This is a genomic window from Chelativorans sp. AA-79 (assembly GCF_029457495.1).
Classification (GTDB): Bacteria; Pseudomonadota; Alphaproteobacteria; order Rhizobiales; family Rhizobiaceae; genus Chelativorans.
The window spans coordinates 5,118,239-5,135,852 of the sequence record NZ_CP120361.1; the positions used below are offsets into that span (position 1 = coordinate 5,118,239).

General features: G+C 61.6%; 20 protein-coding genes. 7 read left to right on the plus strand and 13 right to left on the minus strand.

The features are described 5' to 3' along the window. Nucleotides 1-83: 83 nt before the first annotated feature. From PVE73_RS24885 to PVE73_RS24895, 3 genes are all read right to left on the minus strand, one after another. On the minus strand, nt 84-1,055 hold the full coding sequence (locus tag PVE73_RS24885) for a cation diffusion facilitator family transporter (RefSeq protein ID WP_277364805.1): 972 nt from the start codon (nt 1,053-1,055) through the stop codon (nt 84-86). 62 nt (nt 1,056-1,117) lie between these two features. Further along, nucleotides 1,118-2,629: a multicopper oxidase domain-containing protein gene (locus PVE73_RS24890; RefSeq protein ID WP_277364806.1), complete on the minus strand. Its 1,512-nt coding sequence runs from the start codon at nt 2,627-2,629 to the stop codon at nt 1,118-1,120. Nucleotides 2,630-2,701: 72 nt separating this feature from the next. After that, nucleotides 2,702-3,178, minus strand: a complete 477-nt coding sequence (locus PVE73_RS24895; RefSeq protein WP_277364807.1) for a hypothetical protein — start codon at nt 3,176-3,178, stop codon at nt 2,702-2,704. Between the two features lie 64 nt (nt 3,179-3,242). Here PVE73_RS24895 and PVE73_RS24900 point away from each other — a divergent pair, with 64 nt between their 5' ends. Next, nucleotides 3,243-3,638 (plus strand): cytochrome c, encoded by a 396-nt coding sequence (locus tag PVE73_RS24900; RefSeq protein ID WP_277367571.1) that lies wholly within the window; start codon nt 3,243-3,245, stop codon nt 3,636-3,638. Nucleotides 3,639-3,752: 114 nt separating this feature from the next. Here the strand turns inward: PVE73_RS24900 and PVE73_RS24905 are convergent, their stop codons facing one another. Genes PVE73_RS24905 through PVE73_RS24925 form a run of 5 tightly spaced genes read right to left on the minus strand, consistent with a single transcriptional unit; the run spans nt 3,753 to nt 8,402 of the window. After that, nucleotides 3,753-3,959 (minus strand): hypothetical protein, encoded by a 207-nt coding sequence (locus PVE73_RS24905; protein ID WP_277364808.1) that lies wholly within the window; start codon nt 3,957-3,959, stop codon nt 3,753-3,755. A gap of 2 nt (nt 3,960-3,961) precedes the next feature. Next, on the minus strand, nt 3,962-4,477 hold the full coding sequence (gene cueR, locus PVE73_RS24910) for a Cu(I)-responsive transcriptional regulator (protein WP_277364809.1): 516 nt from the start codon (nt 4,475-4,477) through the stop codon (nt 3,962-3,964). 19 nt (nt 4,478-4,496) lie between these two features. Further along, a complete protein-coding gene (locus PVE73_RS24915) occupies nt 4,497-5,513 on the minus strand; it encodes a 2Fe-2S iron-sulfur cluster-binding protein (protein ID WP_277364810.1) in 1,017 nt (338 codons plus the stop codon). 12 nt (nt 5,514-5,525) lie between these two features. Next, nucleotides 5,526-5,789 (minus strand): glutaredoxin family protein, encoded by a 264-nt coding sequence (locus tag PVE73_RS24920; protein ID WP_277364811.1) that lies wholly within the window; start codon nt 5,787-5,789, stop codon nt 5,526-5,528. Between the two features lie 54 nt (nt 5,790-5,843). After that, nucleotides 5,844-8,402, minus strand: a complete 2,559-nt coding sequence (locus PVE73_RS24925; RefSeq protein WP_277364812.1) for a heavy metal translocating P-type ATPase — start codon at nt 8,400-8,402, stop codon at nt 5,844-5,846. A 160-nt stretch (nt 8,403-8,562) separates the two neighbouring features. Between PVE73_RS24925 and PVE73_RS24930 the strand changes: the two genes are divergently transcribed. After that, nucleotides 8,563-8,757, plus strand: a complete 195-nt coding sequence (locus PVE73_RS24930; RefSeq protein WP_198475906.1) for a heavy-metal-associated domain-containing protein — start codon at nt 8,563-8,565, stop codon at nt 8,755-8,757. Nucleotides 8,758-8,771: 14 nt separating this feature from the next. Beyond that, nucleotides 8,772-9,176, plus strand: coding sequence for a DUF305 domain-containing protein (locus tag PVE73_RS24935; RefSeq protein ID WP_277364813.1), 405 nt, complete (start codon nt 8,772-8,774; stop codon nt 9,174-9,176). 16 nt (nt 9,177-9,192) lie between these two features. Here PVE73_RS24935 and PVE73_RS24940 read toward each other — a convergent pair whose 3' ends face one another. Further along, complete coding sequence (locus PVE73_RS24940) at nt 9,193-9,456, minus strand: hypothetical protein (RefSeq protein ID WP_277364814.1); 264 nt, start codon at nt 9,454-9,456, stop codon at nt 9,193-9,195. Nucleotides 9,457-9,716: 260 nt separating this feature from the next. On the opposite strand from PVE73_RS24940, the gene PVE73_RS24945 reads away from it, so the two are divergent. Genes PVE73_RS24945 through PVE73_RS24955 form a run of 3 tightly spaced genes read left to right on the plus strand, consistent with a single transcriptional unit; the run spans nt 9,717 to nt 11,219 of the window. Then, nucleotides 9,717-9,917: a metal-sensitive transcriptional regulator gene (locus PVE73_RS24945; protein ID WP_346772388.1), complete on the plus strand. Its 201-nt coding sequence runs from the start codon at nt 9,717-9,719 to the stop codon at nt 9,915-9,917. A 17-nt stretch (nt 9,918-9,934) separates the two neighbouring features. Next, nucleotides 9,935-10,702, plus strand: a complete 768-nt coding sequence (locus tag PVE73_RS24950; protein ID WP_277364816.1) for a glutaredoxin family protein — start codon at nt 9,935-9,937, stop codon at nt 10,700-10,702. A 22-nt stretch (nt 10,703-10,724) separates the two neighbouring features. After that, nucleotides 10,725-11,219, plus strand: a complete 495-nt coding sequence (locus tag PVE73_RS24955) for a DUF305 domain-containing protein (RefSeq protein ID WP_277364817.1) — start codon at nt 10,725-10,727, stop codon at nt 11,217-11,219. 1,374 nt (nt 11,220-12,593) lie between these two features. On the opposite strand, the gene PVE73_RS24960 is transcribed toward PVE73_RS24955, so the two are convergent. The 4 genes from PVE73_RS24960 to PVE73_RS24975 form a co-directional block, all read right to left on the minus strand. Next, complete coding sequence (locus tag PVE73_RS24960; protein ID WP_277364818.1) at nt 12,594-13,394, minus strand: TlpA disulfide reductase family protein; 801 nt, start codon at nt 13,392-13,394, stop codon at nt 12,594-12,596. Between the two features lies 1 nt (nt 13,395). Next, entirely contained in the window at nt 13,396-15,213 is a 1,818-nt protein-coding gene (gene dsbD, locus PVE73_RS24965; protein WP_277364819.1) for a protein-disulfide reductase DsbD, read from the minus strand. Between the two features lie 34 nt (nt 15,214-15,247). Next, on the minus strand, nt 15,248-15,856 hold the full coding sequence (locus tag PVE73_RS24970) for a DsbA family protein (RefSeq protein ID WP_277367572.1): 609 nt from the start codon (nt 15,854-15,856) through the stop codon (nt 15,248-15,250). 184 nt (nt 15,857-16,040) lie between these two features. Continuing rightward, a complete protein-coding gene (locus PVE73_RS24975) occupies nt 16,041-16,577 on the minus strand; it encodes a thioredoxin family protein (protein ID WP_277364820.1) in 537 nt (178 codons plus the stop codon). A gap of 332 nt (nt 16,578-16,909) precedes the next feature. Here PVE73_RS24975 and PVE73_RS24980 point away from each other — a divergent pair, with 332 nt between their 5' ends. Continuing rightward, nucleotides 16,910-17,566 carry a L,D-transpeptidase gene (locus PVE73_RS24980; protein WP_277364821.1) on the plus strand — a complete coding sequence of 219 codons (657 nt, stop codon included), beginning with the start codon at nt 16,910-16,912 and terminating at the stop codon, nt 17,564-17,566. Nucleotides 17,567-17,614: the final 48 nt, after the last annotated feature.

The window sequence follows — 17,614 nt, forward strand, 5'->3', positions numbered from 1 at the left end:
ATCCTGATTTTGCGTTTCGCCTTTTTTGCGCCTTCCAACCGCTGGAAGGTCAAGTGGTGATCGGAATCCCGAGATCCTGCCTGTCAATGATTGTCGTGGGCCTTTCCGCCTCGGGACCATTCTGACCCCGTCTGAGATTGCATGATGTCAATCTCGGCCGCAGAGTCCTCGCCGTGGAGGCAGTATTCCTCGATTTGTATCGTCGAGAAGTAGATGTTGAAACGCTCGCGCAGGAGATTGCTTGCCTGTCGCAGCACCCTTTCGCCCTCCTGCCAGTCCTCAACGCAGACGTGGCTCGAAAATACATTGCGCCCGGATGTCAGACTCCAGGCATGGACGTGATGCACGTCGGTAACCCCCTCTAGCTGTCGGATGGCCTTGATGGCAGCCTCCAGATCGAGGTCTTCGGGCGTGCCCTGCAGCAGGATGTGCAATGCCTCACGCAGGATACCCCAGGAGGCCCAGAGCAGCACCAGCCCGAAGGCCATGCCAAGCAGCGGGTCGATGGCCATAAAGCCCGTGAACCGGATTACCAGCGCCGAGACGATGATGAGGAAGCTGCCGACGAAGGTCTGCAGGATGTGCCAGTATGCACCCCGCATGTTCAGGTTACCCTTCTGGCGCTCATACATGAGCCAGAGCGCGACAAGCTCGGTGGCGATGCCGCCCGCTGCCGCGATCAACATCGGCGTCGTGGCCAGTTCGATGGGCTCCATAAGGCGCATCGCGCCCATCCACAGTACGTAAAGGGCCATGGCGACGAGGAAGAGGCCGTTGAAGAGGGCTCCCAGGATCTCCGCCCGAATGTAGCCGAAGGTGCGCGCGGGGCTGGACTTTCGCTCCCCCAGACGCATGGCGACCAGCGCAATGAGCACGCCGCCTACGGCCGAGAAGGTGTGGAAGGCATCCGACATGACGGCGACCGAGCCCGTCCAGATGCCGATCCCGAGTTCCACGATGAAATAAAGGCCAGTGAGCCACCCCGAAATGACGAGCGCTTTGCGATCACCACTCGCGGGCATGTGGCCGGCATGGCCGCCGTGAGACATTGACATAGGTTCACCTCCTCGTTGCCACAGGAGGACGCCGGTGCCGGCGTCCTCCTGCCAGCCCGCGCCTATGCGCTGACCGCGAATTCGGTCATCATGCCTGTTTCAAGATGCGGCATGTGATGGCAATGCAGCATCCAGCGCGCGGCTTCTCCGGCATCGAGTGCGATGTCGACCATCGACATTGGCGGCACATACACCGTGTCCCGCCGCGCGCCCGTGACCGCACGTCCGTTCAGCCCGACAACCTGGAACACATGCCCGTGCAGATGCATCGGGTGGCCCATCATCGACATATTGTGGAAGGACAGCACGATCCGTTCGCCGCGCCTCGCGGCAACTGGACGATGCTGGCCCCAGACGGCACCGTTGATCGTCCACACATAGGGCTGCATCGAGCCGCCCAGCATTAGCATATGGCTGCGGTCCACCGGCCGATCCGGCAAGGTTTCGGAGGCGATCAAGCGCGTCTCTTGTGCTAGGTCGGTGTCAAAGGCCGGTGTGTCGGTCTCTGCCAAAACATCGATGGGCCGTATCTCGGCGCCCGGAGTGGCAAGGATCAGACCAGTGCGCTCCCGCGCGCCTTCTCGCAGCGCGAGGATCGGCCAGGCACCACCCTGCGACGGCAGATCGATCTCAAGGTCAAGCCGTTGGCCCATGGCCAGGCCGAACCGCGTGCCAGAGAGCGGTTGAACGGCATGGCCATCAACCGCGACGAGCCGGGCCTGCGCTTCGCCGGTGTCGAGCCAGAACACCGTCGCCGCAGCGGCGTTGATGACGCGTAGGCGGATACGCCCGCCGCGCTCGACCTGCACCACTTCCGGGTCCGAGAGCGTGCGATCGTTGGCAAGATAGGCGTCCCAATCGTAGTCGTTGAGGTCCATCGCCATACCGTCCATGGATCCCATTCCCATCATGCCACCCATGGCACCGTGATCCATGCCATTCATCGGCATGTTTCCCATCGCGCCGTGGTCCATACCCGACATTCCACCCATGTCTGCGCCTGCGCCTGCGCCGCTTCCGTGACCACCCGCGCCATGGCCGGACTTGATCTCGGCCATCACCTCCTCAGGCGCCCTGAACGAGAAGTCATGCAGAAACAGCACCACCTCCTGCCGATCGGCGGCGACATCCTCGGCGCTGCGCACGATCAGTGGCGCGGCCAGAAGGCGCATCTCGTGCAACGGTACATGCGCGTGCATCCAGTAGGTGCCGGACAGCGGTGCGAAGTCATAGGCGCGTGTTTCACCGGGGGCGAGCATCGGCGCGGGCATGTCGGGCACGCCATCCTGCGCATTGGGCGGAATCTGTCCGTGCCAATGAATCAGTGTGGCGGTATCGAGTTCGTTTGTTAGATCAACCCTGAACGGCATGCCGGGATCGAGGGTCAGGCCCTGTCCGGATGGCCCGGCAAGACCCCAGACAGTGGCGGCGCGTCCGTCGATGTCGAGCGTCCGGCTGGTGGCGCGAAGCGACAGCGGCGTGGCGTCCTGCGCTGCCGCCATCCGGGGCACATGAGCGTAGGCCAGCATGGCCGCGCTTGCGGCGAGAAAGCCGCGTCGTGAAAGGGTATTCATGGTCGTCTCCTCGGGACAGCAGTCCCGTTCCTCAAAGCTGTCGGAAGACCGCGGGCCGAAGCCCGGGCGCGATCAGAGGAGACGGATCTTCGGAGGACGCTCGTTCAGTCCAGGTGCCCGACCGGCAGTGCTTGCATCAGGCGGCAGGACATGGCGGGCTGGCGTGTATTGGTTTCCAGAATCGCCGCTCGGCGATATGAGAAAGAGCGAAAAACCTGCACAAACCACCTCACAGGTTCCCGCATCCATGCCTGCCGATCCGCAGTGTTCGCTGCTACATGCAGGCTCGATGCCGGCTGCGGAGTTCATCATCTCGTTCAAATGCGCAGCGTGATCCGACGTTATGCTCATGCGTGCCGCGTGCGCGGAGAACGCCATCATCATGACGGCGACCCCGACTATGGCAAGTATGGAGACAACGCGCGCAAACATGCTGGAAAGATAGGCACTGCTCACCGGAATGTCTATTGCAGATGGCGTCGCACCTCTGGCAAATCTTCTTGACCATCTCGTAGGTTGCAATTCCTGGCTGCTGAACATGTGTGCCATGCGAAAGAATCTCCGAAATACTTTCTGGTTAGGGTCGCTCCTTGGAGGTGCGATCGTGGCAACATTGGCTGGATGGCATTACGTTCGTTCCGGATCGAGTGTTGCGGCATCAACGGAGGTCCTAGAGCTGGGCCGACAAGTCTATGCGATTCAGTGCGCGTCGTGCCATGGCGCGAACCTGGAGGGACAGCCGGACTGGCGCACGCCGCTCGCCTCTGGCCGGCTGCCCGCACCGCCGCACGACGAGAGCGGCCACACCTGGCACCATGCCGATGAGATGCTGTTCCGCATCGTCAAGGAGGGTACAGCCGCCATCGTCGGGGGGAGCTATGAGAGCGACATGCCTGGTTTTGCCGATACTCTGAGCGACGCCGAGATCCGGGCTGTCCTTGCCTTTATCAAGAGTACATGGCCGGAACGAGAACGCGGATTTCAGGAGGAGGTTTCCCGACGCCGCTGAGTTCGGAGTCCACCGCCTCCGCATCGTTGATCCGCCGCTTAGGCGCGCAGTTATTGTGCTGCGAAGTCGGCATTGGTGGCTCATCCGTCCTTGGACCACTCAACAGATGATATCTTAATGAGGCCGGTGAAACTTTCTCGGAGGCGCGGGAAGCTCGCCGATAGCCCGATAAGCTTGAGCAAACGGCTTGTGAGAAGCCGTGGCGCCAGGCTCCCGCGCATCAATCAGTTCAAGGGCCTGCAACAGCTTCTCGGCAACTTCCATGTCGCCGTCCGAACACGCTCGTTTGAACAGGTGCAGAATTTCGCCGGCAAGAGTCATGGCTATTGCTCCCTGGCGCCGTGGTCGCTCCGTTTCGTCTGCGCCGACACGACGGGCCTTGTATGTTCGAACCTGTTTCCTGTCGCCCCGGAACGACGGCGGGTGCGCGCAGGGCTGGCCTCAGGGCCATCAGTCGCCGACAGTTCGTCGATGATTGGGCAGTCCGGCCGGGCATTGCCCCGGCAGTTTTCTGCCAGGTGCTTGAGCGTCATGCTCATCTCCCTGAGTTCGCGCGACTTCCGTTCGAGTTCCTCGACATGCTCCAGCGCAACGCGCTTGACGTCCGCACTCGCCCGGCTCCTGTCTCGCCACAGGGCAAGCAGTTCGGACATTTTCTCAACCGAGAAGCCGAGATCGCGCGCGCGCCTGATAAAGCGCAGCGTATGCACATCCTTGTCGGAGTAATCGCGGAAACCGCTATCCGTTCGCGACGCTTCCGGGATCAATCCGATCGATTCGTAGTAGCGGATCATCTTGGCCGAAACGCCCGATGCCGCCGCTGCTTTTCCGATGTTCATTGCTGTTCCTTTCATCTACTTATATAGGCGCGTCCTCGGGCGTAAAAAATACGTCCGCATGTATGTCCTCGCCGCGCAAGCCCAGCTCGCGAAGCATGGTGCCGGCAGCATCGATCATGGCAGGCGGTCCGGCCATATATGCCTTCCAGCCATCGAGGTCCTGCACGTCACTCACGATCGCATCCGTTACCAGGCCGGTTCTGAAGTGATCGGATCGGCTCACCTCCGAAAGCACGGGTATGAAGGTGAGGTTGTCGTAGATGCCCGCCAGAAGACTGAAATGGTCGACGAGATAGAGATCGCGTTCTGTCCGCGCCCCGAAATAGAGTCGGATCGGCTGCCGCAGGCCACTTATCAGCGCCGTTTCGACAATCGACTTGATCGGCGCCAGTCCCGATCCGCCGGCGACCGCCAGAATCGGACCCGTATGCCCTTCGCGCAGAAACGAGTTGCCGAGCGGCCCGCGAACCGAAACCCCGTCACCGACCTTGAGCGACCTGGCGACGTGTTCGCTCGTCGCTCCGCCGGGCACATGCCTTATGTGGAATTCGAGATGGGTTCGGCCCGGCTGGTTCGCCATCGAATAGTCGCGCGCCGGAACACCATCGAACGTCACCTGCGCATACTGGCCCGCCTTGAACGCGACGGCCTCTCCCGTTTCGACCTCCAGTCTGATTTGCCGGATGTCATGGGTCGCGTCGCCGATCGCGACGACCCGCGCCCGATAGGTGCGGACGGGAAGATCAAGCTGTTCCTCCTCATCGTCGAGCCATGCGACCGTGCAGTCCGTAAGCGGCTGCGCGCGGCATGCGAGGATCAACCCCTGAGCTCGTTCATCGTCCGTCAGGGAAAAGCGCGTGTGCGGCAGAAGGTCAACCTCGCCGCTTAGCAGTCGGGACTTGCAGGAGCCACAACGGCCCGAGCGGCATCCATGAGGGTATGCGATCCCTTCTTCCAGCGCCGTCTCCAGAATAGTTCGGCCGTCCGGCACGTCGATGGTACGCGCCGCCTGCCGGATTTCGATTCGTCCTGCCATGGCAATCTCCCCTCAGGCGGTGTTCGACGACAGAGCCTCCGCGAGGCGGGGTTTCTGGTCGGCGAAGGTTCCATAGAAGACCTGTTCATTGATGATGGTGATCGGGGCAACGCGTACGCCGGTCCGCGCTTTCGCCTCTTCGGCGATCTGCGGATCTGACAGGTCCCGCTCTTCGAACGGAACACCCTGATCTGCAAGCCACCGCTTGACGGCATGGCAATCGGGGCAGGTTGGCGTGGTATACAGCACCACCGACGGAGTTCCCGTATTGGTCATTGCTTCATTCCTTCTGCAGATGTGGCGAGCCTGCCGCAGCAGGCTCGCCTGTTCTCATTCCGCGGGGGCGAGTTCCGGCTGACGGTGCCGGATGGCGCCGCTTTCAGCCTGTGCGGGGGCGCGGAAGGTCTTGAGCCTCAGCGCATTGCCGAGCACGAATACGCTCGAGAGAGCCATGGCGCCGGCGGCGAAGACGGGCGACAGCAGGATACCGTAGGCCGGATAGAGCAGACCGGCGGCAACGGGGATCAGAGCCGTGTTGTAGGCAAAGGCCCAGAACAGGTTCTGCCTTATGTTGCCGATCGTCGCCTTGGACAGTGCGATCGCGTTCGGCACGCCTTGCAGGCTGCCCGACATCAGCACCACGTCGGCGGCCTCGATGGCAATGTCCGTGCCGGTGCCGATGGCAAGGCCCACATCCGCTTCGGCCAGTGCCGGGGCGTCGTTGATGCCGTCGCCGACAAAGGCGACCTTGCCATGCTCGGTCTTGAGGCGGCGCACCGCGTCGACCTTGCCGTCAGGCAGCACTTCGGCCACCACCTCGTCGATCCCCAGGCGCTTGGCGATAGCTTCGGCCGTACGCTTGTTGTCGCCGGTGATCATCGCGACCTTGAGGCCGAGATCGTGCAGCGCCTCGATCGCCGCAGGCGTCGTCTCCTTGATCGGATCGGCCACGGCGATGATCGCCGCGAGCTTGCCGTCGATCGCCGCATAAAGCGGCGACTTACCCTCGTCGCCGAGGCGTTCGGCAACCTCGGCGAAGCCTGCCACGTCATGGCCGAGTTCGGCCATGTAGCGGTCAGCACCGATCTCGACTTGGCTGCCGCCGGCCAGGGCCTTGACGCCCAAACCCGTCACCGATTCGAAGTCCGACACGGCCGGCAGCGAGATGTCCTCCCCAGCGGCCGCATCCACGATCGCACGGGCGATCGGATGCTCCGACTTCGCCTCGACGGCCGCCACCAGACCGAGGACATCCGCCCGGTCGAAACCGATGGCCAGTTCCAGATCGGTGAGCGCGGGCTTTCCTTCGGTCAGCGTGCCCGTCTTGTCGACGGCGACGACCCTGGCGTCCTTGAGCAGTTGCAGCGCCTCGCCCTTGCGGAACAGCACGCCCAGTTCCGCACCCCGGCCGGTGCCCACCATGATCGAGGTCGGCGTCGCCAGACCCATGGCGCACGGGCAGGCGATGATCAGAACCGCGACGGCATTGACCAGAGCGAAGGTCAGCGCCGGCGAGGGGCCGAACCAGAGCCACGCCGCAAAGGTCAGGGCCGCGACGACGAAGACCGCCGGCACGAACCACATGGTGACCTTGTCGACCAGCGCCTGGATCGGCAGCTTCGATCCCTGGGCCTCCTCGACCATGCGGATGATCTGCGACAGCACGGTGTTGCCGCCGACAGCCGTCGCACGGATCGCGAAGGCGCCCTTCTGGTTCACCGTTCCGGCCACCACCTCGCTGCCGTTTGCCTTAGAGACCGGGATCGGCTCTCCCGTGATCATCGATTCGTCGACATAGCTTTCGCCTTCGATGACCTCGCCATCCACCGGGATGCGATCGCCGGGCCGAACCTCGACGATGTCTCCGGCCAGCACGGAATCGATCGGCAGTTCGACCGTTTTGCCGTCCCTGCGCACGCGCGCCATTTTTGCTTGAAGGCCGACAAGACGCTTGATCGCCTCGGAGGTGCGCCCCTTAGCGCGCGCCTCCAGCAGGCGGCCGAGCAGGATCAGCGTTACGATGACGGCGGCGGCCTCGAAATAGACGTTCACGGTTCCGGCAGGCAGGAAACCGGGCGCGAAGGTCGCCACCAGCGAGTAGCCATAGGCCGCCATCGTGCCGACCGCGACCAGCGAATTCATGTCGGGGGCGAGCCGCCACAGAGCCGGAAACCCCTTGTCGTAAAAGCGGATGCCCGGAACGAACAGGACGATGGTCGTCAACACGAACTGGAGATACCAGTTGGTCTGCATGCCGATGGTTGAAGCGATGAGGTCATGCATGCCCGGAATGACGTGCGAGCCCATTTCCAGGATGAAGACCGGCAGCGTCAGCAGCGCCGCGACGGTGAAATCGCGGGTCAGTTCACGACGTTCCGCTTCCTTCTTCTCGGCACGGTCATCCGTCTCGGCCTGGCTGGCCCCGGTTGCTGCCGCGATCACCCTGGCGTCGTATCCCGCGTTCCCGATGGCCGCCACCAGGGCTGCCGCATCGGCGCTGCCCTGGATCGTGGCCTTTTCGGTGGCGAGGTTGACGACGGCATCGGTGACGCCGGGCACGGCCTTGAGCGCCTTTTCGACGCGACCGACGCAGGACGCGCAGGTCATGCCCTCGACCGCCAGTTCAAGTGTGGCAGCCGCCGGCGGGGAGAAACTTGCCGAAACCTCATAGCCCACATCCTCCACGGCCTTGACGAGCGTGGAGGTATCGACCGGAGCCTTCGTGGTGATGCTCGCCTTTTCCGTCGCCAGGTTGACGACGGCATCGGCGACGCCAGGCACGGCCTTGAGGGCTCTTTCGACGCGACCAACGCAGGATGCGCAGGTCATTCCTTCAATGGGGAGCGATATCGTCCCATGCAAATCTGTTGCTTGAACGGGGGCATTCATAGCCGCCTCCTTTCTTGTCCCGAAATTCCAGTTCGGACAGAAGATGGGGCTTCCAACCATAGGAAGGTCAAGAGGTCGAAAAGCGAAAAATCGCTATTGACCTTCCTATGGTTGGAAGCCCCACATTCGGCGGTGTGAGACCGAAACAAGGAGAATTCTCATGGAACTCAGAATCGAGAACATGACCTGCGGCGGCTGCGCGAAATCCGTGACCAAGGCGATCCAGTCAGTCGACCCCAGCGCCAGGGTGGAAACGAATCCGGAGGCACGCGCGGTCAAGGTCGAGACGACGGCTACCGCGGAGGCTCTTCAGGAGGTTCTCGAAGAAGCCGGCTATCCTGCAACCGTAAACTGATAAGGAGCTGCGTCATGAACAGGCTCACCCCGATCTTCATTGCCAGCGCGTTCGTCGTTGCCGGCGGACTCGCCTACGCGCAGTCGCAGATGGACGAGCAAGGACAGGGAGCGACCATGAATCACGGTGAACACGTAGGGCACGGCACCAGCACGCCTTCGGACAACCCTGTCATTCGGGCCTACAGGCAAGTCAACGACAAGATGCACGCCGATATGGCGATCGAATTTACGGGCGATGCGGACGAGGATTTCATGCGCGGCATGATCCCACATCACCAGGGCGCCATCGACATGGCTCGTGTCGTTCTCGAACACGGATCGGACCCCGAGGTGCGAGCGCTTGCTGAGGAGGTCATCTCCGCTCAAGAGGCAGAAATCGCGCAGATGCAGGAATGGTTGGCCAAGCGTGGTCAATGACATGGAAAAGGGCGGATCAATTCCGCCCTTTTCCTTTGCCGGTCATCAGCACTATGGCCGTTGTCACCGCGAAGGCGACAAGCGCCCCGTCGGTGCGCCTTCGATCAAGGCAAACGGCTCGCGTGGACGCTGAACGACGTCCGGAATCCTGTTTCGACAATGGTGATGAGCCCGCTGCGTCGACCAGGGTCAGTAGCGTATCGGCCAGGTCCCTGACCGCAAGCAACCCAATTCGAAGCTCTCCAACTGCCGCGACTACGTTTTCCGCTCTAATCTTCATGTCGATCTCCTTCGCTTGGCCTCGAAGATGAGGGTTCCAACCGTTGGAAGGTCAACCTCGACACAAATGATCTCAAGATGATGAAACCTCGGGAAATCGCAACAGTGGAAAGAGATCCTGACGAACGAAAGGAACCAAGCCCACGCTGAAGTGTTGGATATACCCGTATAGGGTATCGGCAGCTCATGGATCAGAAGAATACCAAGGCTCTCCGCTCAAGGCTCAGTCGGATCGAAGGTCAAGTCCGAGGCGTCGGCCAGATGGTCGCTGACGGCCGCTATTGCATCGACATCCTGCATCAGATCCACGCCATCAAGGCCGCGCTGGCAATCGTTGAGACCGAAATCCTGAAATCCCACGCCGCCTGCTGCGTCGAAGACGCGATCGCGTCCGGCAACGCCACCGAGCAGCGCAAGAAGTTCAACGAGCTGGTCGAGATCTTCGCCAAGGCCAAGCTTTGAACCTGGAGGAAACCGCAATGGCTGCCGCCACCGCAAAACATGCCGAACTGCATCGAATGGTCATGACAGAGCATACCTGTCCCTGGGGACTGAAATCGCTCGATCTCCTGCAACGGGAGGGATACCAGGTCGAGGACCACAAGCTGACGTCGCGCGCCGAGGTTGATGCCTTTAAGGATAAGCACGGCGTCGACACTACGCCGCAGACCTTCATCGGCGGCAAGCGCATCGGCGGCTACGACGATCTTCTCGCCTTCTTCGGCAAGGAGGTGAAAGACAAGGACGCCACCACCTATACGCCGGTGATCGCGCTTTTCGCGATGGCGGCGCTGATGGCGCTGGCTGCGAGTTGGGCCGCGTTCGGGAACCTTCTCACCGTCGCGACGGTGGAGTGGTTCATCGCGATTGCGATGTGTCTGCTTGCCCTGCAGAAGCTCAAGGACGTGGAGGGCTTCGCTACCATGTTCCTGAACTACGACCTTTTGGCGCAGCGTTGGGTGCGCTACTCCTACATTTATCCATTCGGCGAAGCGCTGGCGGGCGTCCTGATGATGGCCGGCGCGCTGATGTGGCTGTCGGTCCCTGTCGCCCTCTTTATCGGCACCGTCGGAGCCATCTCGGTTTTCAAGGCGGTCTATATCGACAAGCGCGAACTCAAATGCGCCTGCGTCGGCGGCGACAGCAATGTGCCGCTCGGCTTCGTCTCCCTGACCGAGAACCTGATGATGGTCGGCATGGCGATCTGGATGATGCTCAAGCCGATGGGCATCGGGTTGGGTCACTGAACCTGCATTGCGGAGACACGACATGGACCATTCTTCCGACACCGGCCATCACGAACACGGCGCAGGCCGTCCCTATTTGATGTTCTGGATCAACATGGCGCTCGGCCTGATAGTCATGTACGTCGTGATGTTCACGATGATCGACGGCCTGCACGACTTCCGGAACAATCTCAACATGTTCTACATGGCCGTGACCATGTGGGCGCCAATGGGAATCTTCATGCTGGGGACAATGCCGGGCATGTTCCCGAGAAAGAGCTTGAACATTGCGCTTTACGCTATGTTCGTCGTCCTGACAATCGCCTCATTCGCAGCCACACGCAGCCAAACCCTGATCGGTGACAGGCAGTTCATCGATTCGATGATCCCCCACCACTCGGGCGCGATCCTCATGTGCAGGGAAGCGGATCTGCGCGATGCGGAACTACTAACTCTCTGCGAAGAAATCGTCGCGGCCCAGCGCAGCGAGATCGAGCAGATGGAGACAATTAAGGCTCGCCTCGATCAAAGACCCTAATCTGGGACCTCGCTGTAAACGCATCAAGCACGGGCAAGCGGCGCGCAATGGATCGACCCATAATGGGCGTAGATGCCGCTTAGCGAACCAAAGCTCGAATGACGCAAGACGTGCCATTGACAGACCGATTCATAGAGACGAATTAAAGCAAAAAAGTTCCTAAGCCGTGCTGCAATTACGGCGTTCCACCTCAGGACCGAACATGAGAACTGCGACGAAAGTGCGCCTCTTCCATCGAGGCTCAGAATTCGAAGCGGAGCGACAATTTATATTGTTCATTTCGGGAGGAAGAAGGCGACGAAAGTAGATATATTACCCTGCGGTGGTCGACAATGCCCAAGTATTCCAGCCTTCAGATAGTAATCCATTGGGTCGTTGTCGCCATGATCATTATCCAATGGTCTACTGCCGACGCGATCCCGAGGACCCATAACCCACTTCTCCCGGCCAGGGAATGGGACCTTTTCCTGCATATGGTCCATAACTACTGCGGCATGGGCATCGGTGCGCTGGTGTTCTTGCGCATAGCCCTCCGGCTCCGGCAACGGCGTCGGATCAACCACTTTAGCGACCTTGCCGCAGCGACCATTCACTGGGGCCTTTACGGGAGCCTCGCAGCCCAAGCGGTAACCGGCGTGATCGTGGCCTATTTCTGGGCACCGGCCGAATGGAGTCACAAAGCTCTCTGGTACGTGACACTTGTCCTTGTCGGTCTTCACCTAGCCGCAGCCCTGGGGCATGGCATCAGGCGCGATGGCGTACTCAGCAGAATGTCGCCCGGCTTACGGATCGGTCGAAAATGAGACGTCGTTCGGCCGATCCGAAAAGCATTGGATGCCGACTCCGACCAAGATAAGCCTTGCGTGACAATCAATTATAAGCGCCGCATGATACGGCTCGTGGTCCTCGGCATTGGCAAGGTTGGGTTCCAGCAGGAGACTACATGGCAGACTTAGCGGCAAGTCGGATGGATGTGCCCTGACCGGCTCCGTAGGCCAGTTCGGCGCGAAAACAGATATTTGATGAGCATGACTACCCCGGTTTCGAGGACGACGCCTGAGATGCTGAATTGCTGCCTCTTTGCGAAGAAATCATCGCGGCCCCGCGCAGCGAGATCGATAGATGGAGACAAATTAAGGCTCGCCTTGATCAAAGGTCCTAATATCTCTCGCCTTGCTCAATAGCGCGTCAAGAATGGAGCCAACGAAGACCAGCAGATTTCTGGATAATGTGACATCGTTCGACAGGTCTACTGGCCTTTCAATGCCTTCTCCGACTGGCAGGTTCAATGAGGATTGCATGACAGCCATCATGACGATGGTCGCAGCTTCGTCTCAGTCGCAGGGAATACCTGCCGTGCCAGACCTGCGGCGGCTATTCGAGGTTTTGAATGCCGCTCATGAGGGCCTCTCTTGAGATCTCGCCCATATGTACCGATTGCAGCGTCCCGTCGCTCTTGAGGAATAACGTAGCCGGCAGGCCCGGCACCTCGTAATGACGACCGAACTCACCGAGCCCGTCGAGCACGACGTGCTCAAGCTCAAGATTCTCGGCTGTCAGGTAGCGCTGAATGATCTCCTGGCCTTCACCTTGGTTGACGAAGACAAGTTTGGCATTGTCCGTGTTTGCGGCCACGTCCGCCATCATCGGCATTTCGCGGCGGCAGGGCGGGCACCATGTTGCCCACAGGTTGATGACCACAGGTTGGCCTTCGAGGTCGGCCGGGTTGAATTGTTCACCGGCCACCGTGCGGTAGATGCCGCCGGTTGGCAGCGGGGTCGCCGGCGCGCCGGCGGTGAGCTGCAGCACGAAAAAGGCCACATAGGCCGCAGCCGCGCTCGGCAGGGCCGTCCACAGCGTGAGCCTCAGTTGACGCCGGAAACGAAAGACCGTGTAGGCAAGTGCCAGCGCAATGCCGGCTTCGATCATGAAGCCTCCCTGCCAGATGTAGAATGCGCGCAACGGCTCGGCGAGGAAACTGCTCGCATGCTGGACGACATGCCCGGCGCGCGCGCCGACCACGAAGGCGACGGTCGCACCCCAGGCCCAGGACGAAAACCGCTGATCGACCTTGCGGGTGAGGACCTCGCTCAGCAGGAGGAAGGCGGCGATGGCGAGGATCGCGGCGAAGCGGTCGGGCGCGAAGACGAAAGGCCCGATGGCGACTGCGTTCATCTTACTGCCTCGCCTGCGAGACCGATGTCAGCAGCGTATCGGTTGTCACATCTCCGATGAGGCGCGAGCCGTTTGCCTCTGCGGCATTTCGGTCGAAGAAGATCATGGTCGGCGGACCAACCACGGCAAGATCGCGCATCAGGCCCTGACTGGCCGCATCCAGTGCGGTCAAGTCCACCTTGACACGCTGGAAATCGCCCAGTGCGGCGATGACGTTCGTGCTCGAAAAGACATCGCGTTCGATCGTCTTACAGATGACGCACCAGTCGGCCGTGAAATAGACCAATGTCGGACGTCCGTTGGCAGAGGCAATTGCCTGCTCCACCTGCGGCGTCGAGTTTGCCTCGACGAATGTCATCTCGGCCTGGGCGATCTGCTGGCCTGAACCGTGCGTGACGAAATGGGCGAGCGGGCGCAGCGGGTCGGTTCCGCCCGATGCCGCCCCGATTGCCAGGATGACGCCGCCGAGGAAAACCCCAAGGCCGGCGGCCTTACGGAAGCGCAGCCAAGCGCCAGCATCGGCCACGAGCCGATCAGCGACGCCGATGAAGACCGCAACAATCAAGAGGAGACCCGCCCAAAGCGCCAGCGTCACTTGCGGCGGCAGGATTCGGGAGGCCATCCAAATCGCCGCGCCGAGAAAGACGAAGCCGAACGCGTATTTGACCTGCACCATCCACGCCCCCGCCCGCGGCAGGGCGCGGCTGCCCATCGTCCCAAAGGCGATCAGCGGAATGCCTTGGCCGAGCCCGAGGGCGAACAGCGCACCCGCGCCGAGCCAGGCATCGCCCGTATGTGCGATATAGAGAAGTGCTGCCGCGAGCGGTGCGGTGACACAGGGGCCGACGATCAGTGCCGAAAGGAAACCCATTCCGGCGGCTCCCCCCACCGAGCCGCGCGTGCCGGCTTGTACGCCCGACATCCGGCTGACCCAGACGGTTGGCAGTTGTAACTCGAAGAAACCGAACATCGACGTCGCGAGCACCACGAACAGCGCCGCGACGGCGCCAATGGCGTATGGCGATTGCAGCACCATCTGGAGGTTTTGGCCGGACCATGCCGCGACGACGCCAAGCATGCCAAACGCTGCGGCCATCGCCAGCACATAGGCCGAAGACAGGATGAAGCCGCGCCGCGCCGTCAATGCCTCGCCCTCGCGCGCCAGGGTCGCGCTGAGGATCGGATACATGGGCAGCACGCAGGGCGTGAAGGCGAGCAGCAGCCCGAAGGCGAGGAAACTCACAATCACCCAGGTCGCACCGCCGCTGGCGAGAAGCGAGCCGACCATTCCGCCGCCCTGCGTGTCCTCGGCCAGGTTGAAGCTGCCGCTTCCCGTCCCTCCGGCAGGGGCGGCTGGAGCTGGAGCGACGCCAAAGCCGACGACGGGTTCGGAAACCTGAAGGTTTTCCGTGTTCACCGTCAGGGTCAGCGGCGGATAACAGATCGAATCCTTTTTGCAGCCCTGATAGGTGACTGCGACCTGCCGGGGCGCTTCGGCGCCGAGACGTGCCACCGCTTCGAGATAATACACCTCCGAAGGACCGAAGTTGGCATCCTCTGTCTCCACGACGCCCGATCCAGTCGAAAGCGGGACCGCCTCGCCAGTCGCGACGTCCTTCGCTTCCAGATGATCGCGATAGAGATAATAGCCTTCCTCGATCTCCCAACGGAGCTGAATCTGCTGATCCGCATTCCGCTCAACCGAGAAACGGAAGGCTTCCTCGGCTTGCAGGAGATCCTTCTGTTGCGCCGCGGCGGGCAGCGACAGGAAGACGAAGAACAGGCCGGCAAGGAGGCGAAGGATGGGCGTTGGGGACATGAAATTGCTCGGATTGTCGCGATCGGGGGATGTATCAGGACGCTTCGCGGGCGTCGGCGACAACCTGGCGGAAGCCGTCTTCGTCGAGGGCGGAGGCGACGAGAAACCGACCGATCAGAAACACGGGCGTGCCGCGCAGGCCGAGCCCCTCAGCCTGCGCGTTGTTGCGCCGGAGCAAGGCGGTGATCTCGGCGTCGCGGCGATTGGCTTCGGTCTCAAGATCTGCCGTGTCGAAGCCGGCGCCTTCCAGTGCCTGCCGCATCCGCTCTTCCGGCACCCGCGAGCCTTCGATACCCATCAGCGCCAGATAGGCGTCCTCGTAGCGGTTCTGATACCTGGCCGCTAACGCCAGCTTTGCGCCATAGACCGACGACGGCGCGAGAATCGGCCAGTCCTTGTAGACGTGACGCACATTGCCGTCCGATTCCAGCACCATATTCAGCGGCTCGACGGTGCGCTTGCAGAACGGGCAGTTGTAGTCAAAGAACGAGACGATTATCAGGTCGCCGTTCGGATTGCCGCCGACCGGCGCTTCAGGGTCGTTCAGGATCATCTCGGCTGACATGTCGTCGGCACGCACGGGCATGGCAAGGCCGGCGGCAGCGAGCGCCGCCAACCCCGAAAGCAAGGTCCGCCGGTTCACTGCACTGCGGAGTGGCGGCCCACCGATGGCAAAAGGAAGAGGTGTGGATGTGCAGCGGCGCCGATCGTGCATGGTCAAAGCTCCAGGTCGTAGATATTGGAGCGAGCGCACTCTCCCGAGCTTAAGGCAGCCTTAAGGACCGCATCGAGCCGAAGATCGATGGCAGGTTATCCTGGACTCCGGATTATCGGATGAACGGTCGCAACCGCCGCATGAGATCGCGCCTGCTGAACGATCCGACCGAACGGGTGCCATCATACTCGCGGCCGGTGACCGCTTCCACGACGAAGAATGTCGGCGGGCCGCTCGCTCGAAGGTGGGACAGGAGCTGGCGGTTTCCCTCGTCCATGACGGTCACGTCCACCTTCACGAGAGGGACCGCCTGGAGACGTTGCAATACGGCTGGATGGGCGAGGATTTCCCGCTCAATGCGGTGACACACCGCGCACCAGTCCGCACGGATGTCGATGAGCGCAAATCTGTGCGTTCGCGCGACCTGCTCCAGCCTTTCCCGGTAGGAGGCGACGTCAGTGGCCATCGCAGCCGGATTGGCAATGGCCATTCCGATGGGAGCCGTCAGCAATCCTACCGGCCCCACCAGCCCCCCCAGCAGAAGCCCGCGGCGGGTCCATTGGCCATTCATCCGTTGAGCATCACCATCGATGCCGCATCCGACATCGGCCGTAGACGCTACCGCGTTCGTTGGAAGTCGCGTCCGCATTCTTGTCTCCTTCTCAGGACCGGCGGCAAAGCGGGCGTACCTTAAGGCCGGCTTAAGGATGAAAAAGTTGTCCTCGCGTGCAACGCAAGCCCGCGATTCCAACTATGTGCCCCCACCCGATCGACAGTCTGTTCGGCCGGATCATTTGAGCCGCAGGTCGGTGCCTGAGGTCCCGCCGCATCGCTATCTTCGACCGCGCCTGCCTTAAGCTGCCCTTAAGACGGGCGTCGTGCTGTGCGGCTTTACGATTGCAAGCAGAGAGCGTACGAAACGTGACTAAGCTACCGACACCCGCAATTGCGCGGCGCGCGTTCCTCATTGGCGTCAGCGCAATGACCCTCGCCGGATGCGTTTCCACGAGGCAAACACCGCAGGTCGCGCCGCCGGTCGCGCAGCCGCCCCCGCCGCCGACGCCCCCAATGTACTACGCACTGCCGAACGAGCGCTTTCCGATTCCGGAAGTCGACGTTTCCAAGGTCGATCCGAAATGGTGGCGGACGGAAGTCAACTATCCGACCGATGAACGAGTCGGCACTGTCATCGTCGACACGCCAAACCGCTATCTCTACCACGTTCAGCCTAACGGCCGCGCAATCCGATACGGGGTGGGTGTCGGCAGGGACGGTTTTTCGTGGGCTGGCCGAGGGCGTCATATCGCATACAAGCGGGAATGGCCGCGCTGGACTCCTCCCGATGAAATGGTCGCGCGGCAACCCGAGTTGGAGCCCTACTCAATCGCCAATGGCGGCATGGATCCAGGGCTGAAAAATCCACTTGGAGCACGTGCCCTCTACATTCATGAAGGAAACCGGGACACGATTTACCGCATCCACGGAAACCCGGAGTTCTGGACAATCGGCCAGGCGGTTTCATCCGGATGCATCCGGATGATCAATCAAGATGTCATCCACCTCGCCGACAACGTTCGCGACGGGAGCCCGCTGGTCGTGATAGCTGATCCGGCTATGGACCATCTTCTGGTGGGGTAGCTGCGTCGCGTGCGGCAAGAAGCTTACTGCGTGCGTTGACGCTCCTTG